The 18340-nt window shown below is 62.8% G+C and carries 13 protein-coding genes and 1 riboswitch; of the genes, 7 read left to right on the forward strand and 6 right to left on the reverse strand.

What is annotated here, in order from left to right:
* Positions 1–39: 39 nt before the first annotated feature.
* On the forward strand, positions 40–1188 hold the full coding sequence (locus RHM60_RS18925; RefSeq protein ID WP_322212480.1) for a glycosyltransferase: 1149 nt from the start codon (positions 40–42) through the stop codon (positions 1186–1188).
* The gene (locus RHM60_RS18930) at positions 1185–2066 is read left to right on the forward strand and encodes a glycosyltransferase (RefSeq protein ID WP_209987808.1); all 882 of its coding nucleotides are present in this window, start codon (positions 1185–1187) and stop codon (positions 2064–2066) included. Before RHM60_RS18925 ends, RHM60_RS18930 begins: the two co-directional genes overlap by 4 nt.
* On the opposite strand, the gene RHM60_RS18935 is transcribed toward RHM60_RS18930, so the two are convergent.
* Complete coding sequence (locus RHM60_RS18935) at positions 2063–3913, reverse strand: O-antigen ligase family protein (RefSeq protein WP_322214642.1); 1851 nt, start codon at positions 3911–3913, stop codon at positions 2063–2065. The two genes, RHM60_RS18930 and RHM60_RS18935, sit on opposite strands and share 4 nt — an antisense overlap.
* 157 nt (positions 3914–4070) lie before the next feature.
* Here RHM60_RS18935 and msbA point away from each other — a divergent pair, with 157 nt between their 5' ends.
* From msbA to RHM60_RS18950, 3 genes are all read left to right on the forward strand, one after another.
* Positions 4071–5876, forward strand: coding sequence for a lipid A export permease/ATP-binding protein MsbA (gene msbA / locus RHM60_RS18940; protein ID WP_209987811.1), 1806 nt, complete (start codon positions 4071–4073; stop codon positions 5874–5876).
* Between the two features lie 141 nt (positions 5877–6017).
* A complete protein-coding gene (gene hldE, locus RHM60_RS18945; RefSeq protein WP_060548475.1) occupies positions 6018–7442 on the forward strand; it encodes a bifunctional D-glycero-beta-D-manno-heptose-7-phosphate kinase/D-glycero-beta-D-manno-heptose 1-phosphate adenylyltransferase HldE in 1425 nt (474 codons plus the stop codon).
* Positions 7435–8364: an NAD-dependent epimerase/dehydratase family protein gene (locus tag RHM60_RS18950; protein ID WP_322212481.1), complete on the forward strand. Its 930-nt coding sequence runs from the start codon at positions 7435–7437 to the stop codon at positions 8362–8364. Before hldE ends, RHM60_RS18950 begins: the two co-directional genes overlap by 8 nt.
* Positions 8365–8635: 271 nt before the next feature.
* Here the strand turns inward: RHM60_RS18950 and RHM60_RS18955 are convergent, their stop codons facing one another.
* The 4 genes from RHM60_RS18955 to RHM60_RS18970 are packed head-to-tail and all read right to left on the reverse strand — an operon-like array spanning position 8636 to position 12003.
* Positions 8636–9586 (reverse strand): metal ABC transporter ATPase, encoded by a 951-nt coding sequence (locus tag RHM60_RS18955; RefSeq protein WP_322212482.1) that lies wholly within the window; start codon positions 9584–9586, stop codon positions 8636–8638.
* Between the two features lie 41 nt (positions 9587–9627).
* Entirely contained in the window at positions 9628–10440 is an 813-nt protein-coding gene (locus RHM60_RS18960) for an aldo/keto reductase (protein ID WP_209987821.1), read from the reverse strand.
* A complete protein-coding gene (locus RHM60_RS18965; protein WP_322212483.1) occupies positions 10437–11612 on the reverse strand; it encodes an NAD(P)/FAD-dependent oxidoreductase in 1176 nt (391 codons plus the stop codon). The genes RHM60_RS18960 and RHM60_RS18965 overlap by 4 nt, the downstream gene beginning before the upstream one ends.
* Before the next feature lie 55 nt (positions 11613–11667).
* A complete protein-coding gene (locus RHM60_RS18970) occupies positions 11668–12003 on the reverse strand; it encodes a DMT family transporter (protein ID WP_003188013.1) in 336 nt (111 codons plus the stop codon).
* 80 nt (positions 12004–12083) lie between these two features.
* On the opposite strand from RHM60_RS18970, the gene waaA reads away from it, so the two are divergent.
* A complete protein-coding gene (gene waaA / locus RHM60_RS18975) occupies positions 12084–13358 on the forward strand; it encodes a lipid IV(A) 3-deoxy-D-manno-octulosonic acid transferase (RefSeq protein ID WP_322212484.1) in 1275 nt (424 codons plus the stop codon).
* 1148 nt (positions 13359–14506) lie between these two features.
* On the opposite strand, the gene RHM60_RS18980 is transcribed toward waaA, so the two are convergent.
* A complete protein-coding gene (locus RHM60_RS18980; protein WP_209987831.1) occupies positions 14507–15946 on the reverse strand; it encodes a TolC family outer membrane protein in 1440 nt (479 codons plus the stop codon).
* 195 nt (positions 15947–16141) lie between these two features.
* A riboswitch (TPP riboswitch) is annotated at positions 16142–16247 on the forward strand.
* A gap of 148 nt (positions 16248–16395) precedes the next feature.
* On the opposite strand from RHM60_RS18980, the gene thiC reads away from it, so the two are divergent.
* Positions 16396–18300 carry a phosphomethylpyrimidine synthase ThiC gene (gene thiC / locus RHM60_RS18985; protein ID WP_322212485.1) on the forward strand — a complete coding sequence of 635 codons (1905 nt, stop codon included), beginning with the start codon at positions 16396–16398 and terminating at the stop codon, positions 18298–18300.
* Positions 18301–18340: the final 40 nt, after the last annotated feature.

Genomic DNA, 18340 nt, shown 5'->3' on the forward strand with positions numbered 1-18340 from the left:
CGGGCGGCTTGCAGCGGCCCGATTGCCCCATGGAGTGTTATGAAGCCTCGTTTCAAGGTTTTGCAATTACAGCCGGACTACAACGTCAAGCTCAACGATTTTGCCGACCTCGGTGAGCAAATCGTCAAGTCGTTGCCGCCTGAGCGTTTCGAGGTTACCTCGGCATTCCTCAGCGGGCACCCGCAACCGGGCCAGCCGTTGAGCGTCGCCGATCACTCCAAGTATTTTCAATTTCCCGAGAAAGCCCTGAAGGGCATTCGTCTGGGCGCGATGTGGGAAATCTACAAGTATTGCCGTGAGCAGCAGTTCGACGTGGTCATCTGCAACCGCTTCAAGTCGGTGAACATGATGCTGTCGCTCAATCGCTGGCTGAAGATCCCGTTGTGCATCGGCATTTCCCATGGCTTTGGCGAATATGAGCGTGCTTATCGCCGGCGCCAGACGCGCCGTCTGGTCAGCCCGGCGTGGCGGTTTGTCGGGGTTTCGGCGGCAGTGCGTGATTATCTGGTGGGCCTGGGCTGCGGCTTTACCCGCGAGAACACCACCTTCGTCACCAATGCCATCGACATTCCGCAGGCCGAAGCCTTGCAGTTGCCGCGCGAGCAGGCGCGCCAGGCGCTCGGGCTGGCGCCCGACGCGCGGATCATTGGCGCGTTGGGGCGACTGGTGCCGATCAAGGGTCATACGCACCTGTTGCAGGCGTTCGCACGGCTCAAGGACAAGTATCCCCACGCGCAGCTCGGCATCATTGGCTCCGGCCGCGCGGAAGCTGACCTGCGCGCCGACATCGAACGCCTTGGTCTCACCGGCCGCGCGCACCTGCTGGGCTTTCGCGAGGACGGTCTCCAGTACGTGCGCGCCTTCGATATCTGGACCATGCCGTCGCTGCAGGAAGGCCTCGGCCTGGCGTTGCTCGAAGGCATGAGCGGGCACCTGCCGGTGATCGCCTCCAACGTCCCGGCCATGCTGCCGCTGGTGGAAGGGGCGGGTGGCCTGTCCCACGAGCCGGGCAATGTCGAGCAACTCAGCGCGGCCCTGGACACTTACCTGGCCATGAGTGACGAACAGCTGCGCGCCAAGGGCGAGCAGGTGTTTCGCTATCTCGAAGAGCATCACGCCCTGGCAGAATTCCAGCAGAAGTACCTGGACCTTATCGACACCGGTTTGAAACAAGTAGGTAGAGCATGACAACGCAACAACCCCTGGTCTCGGTGATTATCGCGTCCTACAACCACGGCCGGTACATCGAGCAGAGCATCCTCAGCGTGCTCGGTCAGACGTACCCGAATATCGAACTGCTGGTGGTGGATGACGGCTCTAAGGATGACAGCGTCGAGCGCATCCGGCGTCTGCAGGCCGAGCATGGCTTTGACTTCCAGGTGCAGCAGAACCAGGGTCTCACCGCGACCCTAAACGGAGCGATTGCGCGGGCCAAGGGCAGCCTGATCGCACCGTTCGGCTCCGACGACATTATGCTGGCGGACCGTATTGCCACCCAGGTGGCGTATATGGAAGACAAACCGAAGGTGGGCATCTGCGCCGGCAATATCGAGCTGATCGATGGCGACGGCAACCTGCACCCGGAGAAAAAACAGCGCCGCGACGTACCGTTTCGCAGCCTGGATTTCGATGACATGTTCATGGATCGCAAGCCGTTCCCGCCGGCGCCGACCATGCTGATTCGCCGGCATGTGCTGGAGGAGGTCGGTGGCTTCGACCCGCTGATCCCCCTGGAAGACTTGCTCATTCAGTTGAAAGTCACGGCAGCGGGCTACACCATCGACGCCCTTGGCGTGGTGATGGCGCAGTACCGCCAGCATGCGAGCAACACCTACAAGAACCATCGCTACATGATCGAGAACATCCTCAAGACCTATGCCCACTTCAGCCATCACCCGGCCTATGACGCGGTGCGCTACAACTTCCTGAACTCGATGTTCCTCAAGACCGCCGATCGTGACCGACCGCTGGCACGGGAGATTCTCAAGCAGATCCCGCTCAAATTCTGGGGTCGCAAGACCTTGCGTGGCCTGGTGCGGCTCTACCTGACGCCGCTGCGCTCCTAAGCGCTGGGCGCGGCCAGTACGTGCGCGCGGATCTTCGCCGTGGCGCCTGCGCTGGCAACGGTCGCGTAACCCTTGGTCAACTGTTCGAAGTGGGTATCGAACAGCCAGTTGCGATCCTGCGGATAGCGTTGCATATGGCGCAGGTTGCGTTGGCGCAAGGCGTTGCGCAGGGGCGACGGGAAGATGCGCAGGTCGGCAATGTCGATCAGGCCGAACTCGCCGTCGTCCATCAGCAGGACGTTACCCAGGTGCAGCGAGCGGAAGTACACGCCGCGCTCATGCAACTGCGCCATGAACTGGCCAAAGCGTTCGATCAATGACTCGCGCAGGCTGCTGTCCAGGCTTTGCAGGGCTTGGCGCAGGGTCAGGCCGGGCAGTGGCGAATAGGTGACGGCGCTGCTGCCCTCTGCGAGGGCGTAGATCGCAAGTATCTGCGGCGTGGGAATGCCCAGGCTGCGCAGTTGTTCGGCGTTGCTGGCGAACCGCTCCGAGTAGGGGTTGAAGCTGCCCGAGGTGTACCAGCGGCGGGCGCGGAACACCTTGAGAAAGCGGCCGTCGACCAGGCGCAGGACTTTCGGCCCCAGGCCATCGGCTTCGATCACCTGGGCATCGCTGCACAGCGCTTCAAAAGCGGCAGGCTTGAGGCTGTGCACGGGCAGGCGCAGCAGGCTGTGGCGGCGTTTGGCAATGCTCAAACCGGCGATCAGCGCCAGCGGAATCCACAACAGGAACCAGTGCTCCTTGGGCCGCGACAGGATGCCGCCGCCTTCGGTCAGGCCCGCGCCGATGCCGTAGGCGAGCAGGGAGGAGGCGAGGATGAACAGCGGTTGCGCGCGCTCCTTGAAGCTTTTGTACAGGCCCCAGCCAAGCATGAATATCCACGGGATGAACCCGATGATGCCGACGTAATACAGCACGCCGAGGGCGAAGCTGTGCGGCTCGCGCAGCACGTAGCCGTCCGCCAGGGTCAGGTACAGCTCCGAATCGTAGCTGTGGCCGATCCACGGATGGGCTGCAATTCGCTCCAGCGACATGCTCCACAGTTCGAACCGAAATGAGCTGCCGCGTTGGGTGATGAGTTCCGGGTACACCAGCAGCAGCCCAATGGCACTCACCACCAGCGCCGCGATCAGCACGGCAGAGCGACGGTTGCGGCTGACAAAACTCATCCACAGGATGGCCAGGGTCATGGCGACCAGGGGTGTACGCGAACCGGTCGCCAGTACCGCCGCCGTCATCACTGTCAGGGCCGGCACGCTGAACCACAGCACATGGGCGCGCCGTGTGGTCATGCACACGTACAGCCAGTACACGCAGAAAAAACCGAATAGGTGGGAGCTGAGCAGTGGGTTATCCAGGGCGCCACGGCCGCCGATCATGCGCATGCCGGGTTGGAAACCCTTAGCGAAAGCCACCAGGTTGAGCACGCACACCACCATCGCGATCACCGCAGCGGCGAAGAAGATCGGCTTGAACAGGTCGTTGCGATAATGCAGCAGCAGCCCGCAGCCGCCGAACAGCATGAAGGTGTTCAGCGGGCGTTTGAACAGGTCGGTATCGATGCTCGGTTCGGGGCTCCACAGCAGGCTGGTCAGGGCCCAGGCGGCAAACACCAGAAAAGCGATCGCCAGCGGTTCGCGCAGCAGTTCCCGGAACTCCCTGGGGCGCTGGAACAGCATGAACAAGGTCGGCACAGTAAACAGGAGGTAGACGATTCGATGCAGCACATTACGATTGGAGACAAGGAACAGCGCACTCAGCAGCAGCAATAAGCCAATGGGCAAAATCCACATGACCAGAAAGTCGAAAACGCGATTTGAGCCGTAGTTGAGACGCTTGGAGTGCATACGCAAAAGCCATTCCAGAGAAAGAAAGCCGACCATCGTAAAGCAGGCGTTATTGGTTGTCGTCGGCAGCAAGCGCGGGCGCGCGGGTCATGCCGGGTGCAAGTACAACAGAGAAGCTGTGCTAAAGTCAGCCTCCTTTTTCAAAACGCCGCGTGTTATGACCGATTCCAGTCCGAGCGCAAGCCCTTCGAGCTTGAAAATATACTTCCGTCTACTCAGCTACGTCAGGCCCTACGCGGGGCTGTTTGCACTGAGTATCCTCGGATTTCTGATTTTCGCGTCGACCCAGCCGATGCTGGGGTACATCCTCAAGTACTTCGTCGACGGCCTGTCCAACCCCGAAGCGGTGCTGTTCCCCAGCGTGCCGTTCCTGCGCGACCTGCAGCTGCTGCAGGCCGTGCCGCTGCTGATCATCCTGATCGCGGCATGGCAGGGCCTGGGTTCGTTCCTGGGTAACTACCTGCTGGCCAAGGTGTCCCTGGGCCTGGTCCACGACCTGCGGGTGCAGCTGTTCAACAACCTGCTGACCCTGCCCAACCGTTATTTCGACAACCACAACTCGGGGCACCTGATTTCCCGCATCACCTTCAACGTGACCATGGTCACGGGGGCGGCCACCGATGCGATCAAGGTGGTGATCCGCGAAGGCATGACGGTGATCTTCCTGTTCGCCTCGCTGCTGTACATGAACTGGCGCCTGACGCTGGTGATGATCGCCATTCTTCCGCTGATTGCGGTGATGGTCAGCACGGCCAGCAAGAAATTTCGCAAGCAGAGCAAGAAAATCCAGGTGGCCATGGGCGACGTCACCCATGTGGCCTCGGAAACCATCCAGGGCTACCGCGTGGTGCGCAGCTTCGGCGGCGAGGTCTACGAGGAAAAGCGTTTCCTCAAGGCCAGCCAGAGCAATACCGACAAGCAGTTGCGCATGACCCGCACGGGCGCCATCTACACCCCGGCCCTGCAACTGGTGATCTACACGGCCATGGCCGTGCTGATGTTTCTGGTGCTGTACCTGCGTGGCGATGCATCGGCGGGTGACATGGTGGCCTACATCACCCTGGCCGGCCTGTTGCCCAAGCCGATTCGCCAACTGTCGGAAGTCAGCTCCACCATCCAGAAGGGTGTGGCGGGTGCCGAGAGCATTTTCGAGCAACTGGACGAAGACGTCGAAATCGACCACGGCACCATCGAGCGTGACAAGGTCAGCGGTCGTCTGGAAGTGCGCAACCTGAACTTCACCTACCCCGGCACCGAACGCCATGTGCTCAAGGACATCAGCTTTACCGCCGAGCCTGGGCAAATGATCGCCCTGGTGGGCCGTTCGGGCAGCGGCAAGTCGACCCTGGCCAGCCTGATCCCGCGTTTCTATCACCACGAAAGCGGCGAGATCCTGCTCGACGGCGTGGAGATCGAAGACTACAAGCTGCTCAACCTGCGCAAGCACATCGCGCAGGTCACCCAGCATGTGACCCTGTTCAGCGACACCGTGACCAACAACATTGCCTATGGCGACCTGGCCGGCGCGCCGAGGGCCGATGTCGAAGCGGCGGCGACCGATGCCAATGCCAAGGACTTCATCGACCAGTTGCCCAAGGGCTTCGACACCCAGGTCGGTGAAAACGGCGTGCTGCTGTCCGGCGGCCAACGCCAGCGCCTGGCGATTGCCCGGGCGCTGCTGAAGAATTCGCCGCTGCTGATTCTCGACGAGGCCACCTCGGCCCTCGACACCGAGTCCGAGCGCCACATTCAGGCGGCGCTGGACAAGGTCATGCAAGGCCGCACCACCCTGGTGATCGCGCACCGCCTGTCCACCATCGAGAAGGCCGACCTGATCCTGGTGATGGACGATGGCCGTATTGTCGAGCGTGGTACCCACGGCGAGCTGCTGGCGCAGAACGGTTACTACGCCCGCCTGCATGCCATGGGCCTGGATGCCCCGGTGTCGGCCGACATCACCTGATTCGATGGGGACACACAGGGCGTCTGTGTGAGGCTTGTTGTGGGAGGGGGCCTGCTCCCACATTTGCTTGCGGTGCTCCACAAGCCTTCTATAACCCTGTGCTAATATCGCGCCCCTGTTCATTTTGTAGTGGGTTGCTCCATGAAGTTGTCCATGCCGCGATTCGATCAAGCCCCAGTCTTGGTAGTCGGCGATGTCATGCTCGACCGTTACTGGCATGGCGGAACCTCACGGATTTCCCCTGAGGCGCCAGTGCCGGTCGTCAAGGTCGAGCAAATCGAAGACCGTCCGGGCGGCGCTGCCAACGTTGCCCTCAATATTGCCGCCCTCGGCGCCCCGGCCTCCCTGGTAGGCGTGACCGGCGACGATGAAGCCGCCGACAGCCTGGCCAACAGCCTGCGCGGTGCCGGAGTGCGTGCGCTGTTCCAGCGGATTGCCCATCAGCCGACCACCGTCAAGCTGCGCGTGATGAGCCGTCACCAGCAATTGCTGCGTATCGATTTCGAAGAACCCTTCGCCACCGACGCCCTGGCCCTGAGCGGTCAGGTCGAGGCGCTGCTCGAAGGCATCAAGGTGCTGGTGCTTTCCGACTACGGCAAAGGCGCGTTGCAGAACCACCAGATGCTGATCCAGGCCGCCAAGGCCAGGGGTATCCCGGTGTTGGCCGACCCCAAGGGCAAGGACTTCTCGATCTATCGAGGCGCCAGCCTGATCACGCCGAACCTCAGCGAGTTCGAAGCCATCGTTGGCGGATGCGTCGACGAACACGACCTGGTGACCAAAGGCGCAGCGCTGATGGCCGACCTCGACCTGGGTGCCTTGCTGGTGACCCGTGGCGAGCACGGCATGACCCTGCTGCGCCCCCACCATCCGGCCATGCACTTGCCGGCGCGGGCCCGTGAGGTCTTCGACGTCACCGGCGCGGGCGACACCGTGATTTCCACCCTGGCGGCCTCCATTGCCGCTGGCGAAGAACTGCCCCACGCGGTGGCCCTGGCCAATCTGGCGGCCGGCATCGTCGTCGGCAAACTGGGTACCGCAGCGATCAGCGCACCTGAGCTGCGCCGTGCGATCCAGCGCTCCGAAGGCTCCGAGCGTGGCGTGCTGACCATCGAGCAATTGCTGCTGGCCATCGACGATGCGCGCGCGCACAACGAAAGCATTGTGTTCACCAACGGCTGTTTCGACATTTTGCATGCCGGTCACGTGACCTACCTCGAGCAGGCGCGCGCCCAGGGCGATCGTCTGATCGTCGCGGTGAACGACGATGCCTCGGTCAGCCGTCTCAAAGGGCCGGGCCGACCGATCAATAGCGTCGACCGACGCATGGCCGTACTGGCCGGGCTGGGCGCGGTGGACTGGGTGATCAGCTTCTCCGAAGGCACACCGGAAAACCTGCTGGCGCAGGTCAAGCCGGACGTGCTGGTCAAGGGCGGCGACTATTCGGTCGATCAGGTCGTGGGCGCCGATATCGTCAGTGCCTATGGTGGCAAGGTCAAAGTGCTGGGCCTGGTCGAGAACAGCTCGACCACCGCCATTGTCGAGAAGATCCGCAGCCATGAGTGACGCGTGCGTACTGATTACCGGGGGCGCGGGTTTTATTGGCTCGCACCTGGTCGATGCGTTGCTCGCCAAGGGTTACTCGGTGCGGGTGCTGGATGACCTGTCCACCGGTAAGCGCAGTAATCTGCCGCTGGACAACCCACGGGTGCAACTGCTGGAAGGCGATGTGGCCGATGCCAAACAGGTGGCCCAGGCCGCCGTTGGCGTGAGCGCCGTGGTGCACCTGGCCGCGGTGGCCTCGGTGCAGGCTTCGGTGGACGACCCGGTGGGCACGCACCAGAGCAATTTCGTCGGCACGCTGAATGTCTGCGAAGCCATGCGCAAGGCCGGGGTGAAGCGCGTGGTGTTTGCCTCCAGCGCGGCGGTGTACGGCAACAATGGCGAGGGTGCTTCGATTGACGAAGAGACCACCAAGGCGCCGCTGACGCCCTATGCCTCGGACAAGCTGGCCGGTGAACATTACTTTGACTTTTACCGCCGCCAGCATGGCCTGGAGCCGGTGATCTTCCGCTTCTTCAATGTCTTCGGGCCTCGCCAGGATCCGTCATCGCCGTACTCCGGGGTGATCAGCATCTTCAGCGAACGCGTGCAAACGGGCGCACAGATTGCCGTGTTTGGCGATGGCGAGCAAACCCGCGACTTCATGTACGTGGAAGACCTGGTGGATGTGCTGGTGCAGGCCATCGAAGCGCCGCAAGCGCCGTTGGGTGCGATCAATGTGGGGTGGAACCGCACCACCACGCTCAAGCAAGTATTGCAGGCGCTTGAGCAAGTGGTGGGCACGTTGCCGACGATCACCTACGGCCCGGCGCGCTCCGGGGACATTCGCCATTCGCGAGCCAATAACCAACGGTTGCTGGCCAGCTTCAAGCTGCCCGAACCGACCCCGCTCAAGGTGGGCCTGGAGCGCTTGCTCAACGTCTGACCGCAATCCCTGTGGCCAGCGGGCTTGTTGTGGCGAGCGGGCGTGCCCCGCGTTGGGGTGCGAAGCGCCCCCAATCCAGCAAAACGCGGAGTACCTGATACGGCTCAGCGCCTGGTTTTGGGGCTGCTGCGCAGCCCAACGCAGGACAAGCCTGCTCGCCACAGGAAATCTGCGCTTAACTGAACGGCATTGGGGCAATGCCTGCTCGCCACAGAGGCTTCAGTTTGCTGGGCGAGAGTGCCAAGTCGAAGAACTGGCGGGGGCTCCCACCTTATGTTTTCTTCGGCACCATCTTGCGCAGTACGCGCTTCGCCAGGCGTTTGAGTTTGGATTCCTTTTCCGGCTCTGCCAGGCCTTGCTGGCGCAGCCAGTCCTTCCAGCGAATCCGCTCGTCGCGTACCAGCCAGCCGTCCTGCTGGGCGAAGCTTTCCGCCAGGTACAGGCCCCGAGTGCTGGCCGGGTACAACTGGTCTTTCTTCAACGTATAGAGCTCGGCCAATGGCTGGCCGTCCTTGAGCGGCATCAGGTACAGATCCGGGCGCTGGCGGTCCAGGCGCGCGACCAGTTGATCGCCTTCCAGCCGCTCATCCACATGGAACAGGCTCAGGGACTTGGCCTCCCTGGGCACTTCCAGGCGCAGGTCGTAGATCAATTGCAGCGAGGCCGTGGGCAAGTGCACATAGGCCCGGGGGCGCTCGATCAACTGCATGGTCGCGCAGCGCACCGGACGGGCCGCGCCGGACAGCGGGCTCAAGCGAAACGGCAGCGCTTCGCGGTAGTGCAGGGCGGCGGAGTAGGGCGCCGGCAGCCAGGTGTCGTTGAAGCGTCCGCCAAGCCAGCCTTCCGGTGTTTCCAGCAGGCATTCCTCGGCGATTTCCTGGATGGCGGTGTGCAGCGGCAGGTTCAGTTCGTGGGCAGGCACGTAGCCGGAGATCAGCTTGAGCACTACATCGCCACGGTCCTGGCGGCGCTGGCGCACGAGCACCCAGTAGTCCTTGTTTTGCCAGTGCAACGTCAGGCGTACCGACACGCCCAGATTGGCCAGCTCCAGGGCGAAACGCTCGGGGTCGGCCACCTCCACTGGCTTGCGCCGTTGCAGGGTCTGCGCAAAGTTGAGCGGCATGCCGACGCTCTGGTAGCTCAGGCCTTCGGGGCTGGCTTCGACGTGCAGGGGCAGGGTCTTGAAGTTACTCGGGTTTTTTCTTATGAGCGTTCGCGGCATGTCGGCTCCTTCTTGCGACGGGGTCGGCCGCGTCGGCGGCATCAGAGTTGACGAATGACCTGGGCAGCGGTCGCCACGTTATGGGCCAGGTGCAGCGGATTAATGGTCCCGACAATAGCACTGGCGACGCCCGTTTGCGCAAACAACAACATGAAACTGGCACGAATTGGATCCATTCCTGGGTCAAGGCACACATGGCCGCTGGCCAGGGCTTTTTTCACCAGAATGCCCTTGCCGTGGGCCGCCGCATAATCAATGACGGCTTTCTCCGATTGTTCGTTCAGATTGTAAGTGACCATCGCGCAGTCCCCCTGTTCCAGGGCCCTGATGCCACCTTCGACGGTTTTGCCGGAGAAGCCGAAACCGCGAATCTTGCCCTCTTTTTTCAGCGCGGCCAGGGCCTCATACACTTCGCAGTCGTTGAGGATGTGCAAGTCATTGCCGTCGGAATGCACCAACACCAGGTCGATAAAATCCGTTTCAAGGCGTTTCAAACTGCGCTCGATGGACAGCCGTGTGTGGGCGGCGCTGAAGTCGTGGCGGGAAACGCCGTTCTCGAACTCTTCGCCGACCTTGCTCACGATCACCCAGTCCTTGCGCTGATCACGCAGCAGCGGCCCCAGGCGCTCCTCGCTCAAACCATAGGCCGGCGCGGTGTCGATCAGGTTAATGCCCAACTGGCGCGCCTGGCGCAACAACATCCGCGCCTCCTCGTCATTGGGGATCTGGAAGCCGTTGGGGTACTTCACGCCCTGGTCGCGGCCGAGTTTGACGGTGCCCAGGCCCAGCGGCGAGACCAGCAGGCCGGTGCTGCCGAGGGGGCGGTGCAGGTCGTGCAGGGTTGGCAGGCTCATGGCAACAGGTGCTCCCAGGCAGGTACGCCGATGGCAGGTTTCGGCAGGGCGGGCAGCGGCTCGCCGCCGGCAGGCCGGATGCCGTCACGTTCGAGGCTGTTGATTACGCGATCGGCAAAGTCCGGCGCCAGCGCCAGTTTGGTCGGCCAGCCCACCAGCAGCCGACCCTCTTCAGCGAGGAAGGCATTGTCGGGGCGCACCAGGCCGGACTGCAGCGGTTCGGCGCGGTCGACGCGCAGGGTGGCCCACCGGGTCTGGCTCATGTCGATCCACGGCAGCAGTTGCGCCAGCTCTTTTTGCGCGGTGGCGATCTGTTCCTGTGGGGTGCGCGTCACGCCGTCGGCCTCGGCGATGTCGCCGCCCATGTACCACACCCAATTGCCATCGGCGGCCGGGTGGGTGGTGATGGTGATGCGCGGCTTGGTGCCGCCGCCCAGGCAGTGGGCGTACAGCGGCTTGAGGCCGGGGCCCTTGGCGATGATCATGTGCAGCGGGCGTTTTTGCATGGCCGGTGTGCTCAGGCCCAGGGCCTTCAGCAGCTCGGCGGTACCGCCGCCGGCGCTCAACACGATGCGCTGGGCGCGGATCTCACGGCCATCCACCGTCAGACCCACCAGCGTATTGCCCTCGCGCAGCGGCTCGATCCGTTGCCCGGCGAGCAGCCCGTCACCGGCCAGTTGCGCCAGGCGTTCGATCAGGCTGGGCACGTCGACGACCAGCTCCGCCAGGCGATAGACCTTGCCCTTGAAGCGGCGGTCCTGCAGGGCTGGCGGCAGCTCGTCGCCCTTGACCTGATCGACCCGGCCGCGCACGGCCTTGCTCGCGAAAAAGCTGGTGAGGTTGCCGGCCAGGGTGCCGGGAGACCACAGGTAGTGGGCCTCGGAGAGCAGGCGCACGCCGGACAAATCGAGCTCGCCGCTGCCGGCCAGGGCTTCGCGCCAGCGGCGTGGCATGTCGGCAATCGCCTCGGAGGCGCCGGTCAGCGCGCCGTGCAGCGCATATTTCGCACCACCGTGAATGATCCCCTGGGATTTCACACTCTGCCCGCCGCCCAGGGTGGCGCTTTCCACCACCACCGTGGAAAAACCCTGGCGGCGCAGGCGCGCATTCAGCCAGAGGCCGGCAACCCCGGCGCCGACAATCAGGACGTCGGTGGAAATATCGGATGGCATGGGCGACCTCAGTGTTCAAGACAAGGGGCGCAGTATACAGGCTGTAGCGTGGCGGTCAGTGCCCGGCGGTTTTCGAGAACAGCTGGATCACTACCACGCCCAGCACAATCAAGCCCATCCCCAGCATCGCCGGTACATCGAGTTTCTGCCCGTAGATGAACAACGCCGCGATACTCACCATCACAATGCCCATCCCGGCCCACACGGCATACGCCACGCCCACCGGCACCGTGCGTACCACCAGGGTCAGCATCCAGAACGCCACGCCATACCCCACAATCACCAGCAGCAGGGGGATCGGCGTACTCCAGCCCTTGATGGCTTTCATGGACACGGTGGCGATCACTTCCGAGCAGATGGCGATGGCCAGGTAGTAGTAGGCGGCATTCATGGGGAGTCCTCGGCGTGCGGCGGTATCAGGATGGGCATTCTATAGGCTCACTATTGAAAAAGCCGATAAACTCCGCCGCCATGAATAGAACTCTCTACAGCTGTCTGTTTTACCTGGCGCTGCCGTTGGTGGCTTTACGTCTGTGGCTGCGTGCACGCAAGGCTCCGGCCTATGCAAAGCGCGTGGGCGAGCGGTTTTCCCTTGGCTTGCCGGCGATGCAGCCCGGCGGGATCTGGGTGCATGCGGTGTCGGTGGGTGAAAGCATTGCCGCCGCGCCGATGGTGCGTGGGCTGCTGGAGCGTTATCCGCAGTTGCCGATCACGGTCACCTGCATGACACCGACCGGTTCCGAGCGTATCCAGGCGCTGTTCGCCAACGAGCCGCGCATCCAGCATTGCTACCTGCCCTATGACGTGCCGTGCGCGGCAAAGCGCTTTCTTGATCGCGTGCAGCCCAGGCTTGCGGTCATTATGGAGACCGAATTGTGGCCCAACCATATCCACGCCTGCGCCCGGCGCGGCATTCCGGTGGCGTTGGCCAATGCGCGATTGTCGGCGCGCTCGGCCAAGGGCTACGCGCGGTTTGCCAAGCTCACCGCGCCGATGCTGTCGCAGATGAGCCTGTTGGCCGTGCAGACGCAAACCGAAGCCGAGCGCTTCCGAAGCCTCGGCGCGCGAGCGGACACGGTGGAGGTGACCGGCTCGATCAAGTTCGACCTGACCATCGACCCGCAATTACCGGTACGCGCCGCGGCCCTGCGTGAGCAATGGGGCGCCACCCAGCGCCCGGTATGGATCGCCGCCAGCACCCACGAAGGCGAGGATGCGGTGGTGCTCGCGGCTCATCGTCAACTGCTCGACAGCTATCCCAATGCGCTGTTGATTCTGGTGCCGCGCCATCAGGAACGCTTCGGTCCGATGTTCGAGCTGTGCGAGCAACAGGGCTTTGCCACGGTGCGCCGTTCCAGCGGCGAACCCGTCACGGCGCAAACCGCCGTGTTGCTTGGCGATACCATGGGCGAGTTGCTGTTTCTGTATGCATTGGCCGACAGCGCCTTTGTCGGCGGCAGCCTGGTAGCGACCGGTGGGCATAACCCGCTCGAGCCGGCGGCGCTGGGGTTGCCGGTGATCATGGGGCCGCACCTGTTCAACTTTCTGGAGATCACCGCAATGATGCGCGAGGCCGGGGCGTTGCGTGAGGTGGATGATGCTGACGGATTGGCTGAGGCGGTACGCCAGCTGTTCGAACTGCCGCAGGATGCCCGCCGCATGGCGCAGGCGGGGCTCGAAGTGATGCAGGCCAATCAGGGCGCGTTGCAGCGGTTGCTGGACGGCCTTGGCCGACTGATCAATTGATGTGACTGAGGCACCGCTTTCGCGGGCAAGTTACACAGTCGCTCCCGCAGGGAATCTGCGCTTAGCTGAACGGCATTGGGGCAAGCCCTAATGCCGTTCAGCTAAGGAAAATGTGTGGGCTTATTGTGGCGAGCGGGCTTGCCCCGCGTTGGGGTGCGAAGCGCCCCCAATCGAGCAAAACGCGGTGTACCTGATAGGGCTCAGCGCCTGGCTTTGGGGCTGCTGCGCAGCCCAACGCAGGACAAGCCTGCTCGCCACAGGGAATCTACGCTTAGCTGAACGGCATTGGGGCAAGCCCTAATGCCGTTCAGTTCAGGAAAATGTGTGGGCTTATTGTGGCGAGCGGGCTTGCCCCGCGTTGGGGTGCGAAGCGCCCCCAATCGAGCAAAACGCGGTGTACCTGATAGGGCTCAGCGCCTGGTTTTGGGGCTGCTGCGCAGCCCAACGCATGACAAGCCTGCTCGCCACAGGGAATCTGCGCTTAGCTGAACGGCATTGGGGCAAGCCCTAATGCCGTTCAGTTAAGGAAAATGTGTGGGCTTATTGTGGCGAGCGGGCTTGCCCCGCGTTGGGGTGCGAAGCGCCCCCAATTGAGCAAAACGCGGTGTACCTGATACGGCTCAGCGCCTGGCTTTGGGGCTGCTGCGCAGCCCAACGCAGGACAAGCCTGCTCGCCACAGGGAATCTACGCTTAGCTGAACGGCATTGGGGCAAGCCCTAATGCCGTTCAGCTAAGGAAAATGTGTGGGCTTATTGTGGCGAGCGGGCTTGCCCCGCGTTGGGGTGCGAAGCGCCCCCATCGAGCAAAACGCGGTGTACCTGATACGGCTCAGCGCCTGGCTTTGGGGCTGCTGCGCAGCCCAACGCAGGACAAGCCTGCTCGCCACAGGGAATCTGCGCTTAGCTGAACGGCATTGGGGCAAGCCCTAATGCCGTTCAGCTAAGGAAAATGTGTGGGCTTATTGTGGCGAGCGGGCTTGCCCCGCGTTGGGGTGCGAAGCGCCCCCAATCGAGCAAAACGCGGTGTACCTGATAGGGCTCAGCGCCTGGTTTTGGGGCTGCTGCGCAGCCCAACGCATGACAAGCCTGCTCGCCACAGGGACTCTGCGCTTAGCTGAACGGCATTGGGGCAAGCCCCTCTCACATGTTCAGTTACCGGGCCGGGCCTTGAGCTGTTCGGCGGCGGCTTTGGCGAGGTCCGGTGGCAGGAAATCGCGGTCCGGGTTGTAGTCGGCCTTGAGGTAGCGCGTCAGCTCCTGCAGGTCACCCGGGTTCAAGGTGCCCGCGGCCTGCTTCAGGCGCAGGTTGTCGAGAATGTAGTCATAGCGGCTGTTGTTGTAGTTGCGCACCGACGCGTAGAGCTGGCGCTGCGAGTCCAGCACGTCGACGATGTTGCGCGTCCCCACCTGGTAACCGATTTCGGTAGCCTCCACCGCGCTCTGGTTGGAGATGATCGACTGGCGGCGCGCCTGCACCTGTTCCACATCGGTGTTCACCGCGCGGTGCAGGTTGCGCGTGTTTTCCACCACCTGGCGGCGCAGGCCCTCGCGCTGTTGCTCGGACTGGTCCAGGCGCGAATAGGATTCGCGCACCTGCGAGCTAGTAAGGCCGCCGCTGTAGAGCGGAATGTTCAGGCGCAGGCCGACGGTGCGTTGGGACACATCGCCGCCGTAAGGAATCGGCAATTGGTTCGGATTGCCGAAACCCAACGCGTCGTTGTCACCCTTTTCGTACTGCGCCACCGCGTCGAGCGTGGGCAAGTGGCCGGCCTTACGCTGGCGCAGGGTTTCTTCGGCGGCAGTGACGGCGTAGTTGCTGGCCAGCAGGTTGAGGTTCTGACGGCCGGCAGTTTCGACCCAGGCCTTGGCGTCGTTCGGCATCGGCGGCAGCACCGGCAGGCTGTGGACGATGCCCTGGATTGCGTTGTACTGGCGGTTGGTCAGGGTGATCAGCGCTTCGAAGGCGTCGTCGACCTGGCGCTGGGCGAGGATGCGGTTGGCGCGGGCCGTGTCGTAGCTGGCCTGGGATTGCAGCACGTCGGTCTTGTCCGACAGGCCCACGTCGAAGCGTTCGTTGGACTGGTCCAGCTGACGCCTGAAGGCGTTTTCTTCGGCCTTGGTCGAGGCCAGGTTGTCCTGGGCGCGCAGCACCGCAAAGTAGCTTTCGGCACTTTGCAGGATCAGGTTCTGCTCGGTCGCCGAGAGTTGCAGCGAGGCCTGCTCGTTGACCGCATGGGCGGCCTGCAGCTGGAACCAGCGGTCGGCGCGAAACAGTGGCTGGCTCAGGGTCGCGCGCCAGGAGTGGGCGTCGCGGTTGACGGTGGCCGCCGGCTGGTCGAGCTGGGTGCGCACATTATTGCTGTCGGCACCGGCCGAGAGGTTGGGCAGCAAGCCGGCGCGGGCCTGGGGCACCACTTCCTTTTGCGCGCCATATTGGGCGCGGGCGGCGGCCAGGTCGGCGTTGTTGTTCACCGCCTCCTGGTAGACGCTGACCAGATCGGTGTTGACGGACAAGGGCGCTTCAGCTGCCCAGACCCATCCATTGGTCGCACAAGACACGGCAAGGGCCAGTGAGAGTTTGCGCAGCATGAGGCGATCCCTGAATAAATATTACGCTGATAATTAATCGCCCAAGGCTACGGTGGCGCTTGTAGAGCGTCAAGCCTTGAGGCCGCTCTGGAGTGTAGTGGCGCGACCTCGGCACAACAATCCTGCAATCACGCCATTCATCACGCTTGATCCACCGTTATTGGCAATTTGCCCACGCCATGGTCTAGACTGGCCGCGTTCTTGTCGGGGTGCCTTGTTGGAAGGCTGAGATCGGTAAATACCGGATCCCGTTGAACCTGATCAGGTTAACGCCTGCGTAGGGAACAAGATTTCTCGTCACCCGGCGAGTCCTCTTGTGCTTCGTCCGGGATGCTGTTCGACCATCGAACGCCCTCGTGCACAAAGCACAGCACTGCTATCAGTGCGTCCATCCGTCCCAGGTTCGCTCCGACAACAATCCACCGCCTGGATAAGTTGGAGAGCCTGTGATGAGCACTGAACTACAAAGCCAAAAATCAAAAAATACTGTGCACCTGAGTGAATCGGCCAAGGTCGACTCCGGCTCCGTGCAGCCGTTTACCCGCTCGCAGAAGATCTACGTGCAGGGCTCGCGCCCCGATATCCGCGTGCCCATGCGCCAGATCAGCCTGGACGTGACGCCCACCGAATTCGGCGGCGAAATCAACGCGCCGGTGGTGGTCTACGACACGTCCGGCCCTTACACCGACCCCACTGTCATTATCGACGTGCGCAAAGGCCTGGCCGATGTGCGCTCGCCGTGGATCGAAGAACGCGGCGACACCGAGCGCCTGAGCTGCCTGAGCTCCCGCTACGGCCAGGAACGCCTGGATAACCCGGACCTCGCCTACCTGCGCTTCGCCCACCTGCAGAACCCGCGCCGCGCCAAGGCCGGCGCCAACGTCAGCCAGATGCACTACGCGCGCAAGGGCATCATCACGCCGGAGATGGAATACGTCGCCATCCGCGAAAACATGAAGCTCGAAGAAGCCCGCGCCGCCGGCCTGCTCAAGCAGCAGCACGCCGGGCACAGCTTTGGCGCGAGCATTCCGACGATCATTACCCCTGAGTTCGTGCGCGAGGAAATCGCCCGCGGCCGCGCGATCATCCCGGCCAACATCAACCACACCGAGCTGGAGCCGATGATTATCGGCCGTAACTTCCTGGTGAAGATCAACGGTAATATCGGCAACAGCGCCCTCGGCTCGTCCATCGAGGAAGAAGTGGCGAAGATGACCTGGGGCATTCGCTGGGGCTCGGACAACATCATGGATTTGTCCACCGGCAAGCACATTCACGAAACCCGCGAGTGGATCATCCGCAACTCGCCGGTGCCGATTGGCACTGTGCCGATCTACCAGGCCCTGGAAAAAGTCGACGGCATGGCCGAGGAGCTCACCTGGGAGCTGTTCCGCGATACCCTGATCGAACAGGCCGAGCAAGGCGTCGACTACTTCACCATCCACGCCGGTGTGCTGCTGCGCTACGTGCCGCTGACCGCCAACCGGGTTACCGGCATCGTCAGCCGGGGCGGGGCGATCATGGCCAAGTGGTGCCTGGCGCACCACAAGGAAAACTTCGCCTACACGCACTTCGAAGAAATCTGCGAAATCATGAAGGCCTACGACGTCAGTTTCTCCCTGGGTGACGGCCTGCGCCCGGGCTCGGTGGCCGATGCCAACGATGCCGCGCAATTCGGCGAGCTGGAAACTCTCGGCGAACTGACCAAAATCGCCTGGAAGCACGACGTGCAAACCATGATCGAAGGCCCCGGTCACGTGCCGATGCAGCTGATCAAGGAGAACATGGACAAACAGCTCGAATGCTGCGACGAGGCGCCGTTCTACACCCTCGGCCCGCTGACCACCGACATTGCCCCGGGCTACGACCACATCACCTCCGGCATCGGCGCGGCGATGATCGGCTGGTTCGGCTGCGCCATGCTCTGCTACGTCACGCCCAAGGAACACCTGGGCTTGCCGAACAAGGATGACGTGAAAACCGGGATCATTACCTACAAGATCGCGGCGCATGCGGCGGATTTGGCCAAGGGCCATCCGGGCGCGCAGATTCGCGACAACGCCTTGAGCAAGGCGCGCTTCGAGTTCCGCTGGGAAGACCAGTTCAACCTCGGCCTGGACCCGGACACCGCGCGGGCCTTCCATGACGAGACCTTGCCCAAGGAGTCGGCCAAGGTCGCGCACTTCTGCTCGATGTGCGGGCCGAAGTTCTGCTCGATGAAGGTGACCCACGAAGTGCGCGAGTACGCGGCCAACCAGCGCATTGAAGCGGTGGATGTGGACGTGGCCAGAGGCTTGGCGGAGCAGGCGGAGCGGTTCAAGCAGGAAGGCAGTCAGCTGTATAAAAAGGTCTGATTCGGGATTTTAGTGGTCTGTACCGGCCTCATCGGGAGCA

The organism is Pseudomonas sp. MH9.3 (assembly GCF_034354675.1).
Taxonomy (GTDB): Bacteria; Pseudomonadota; Gammaproteobacteria; order Pseudomonadales; family Pseudomonadaceae; genus Aquipseudomonas.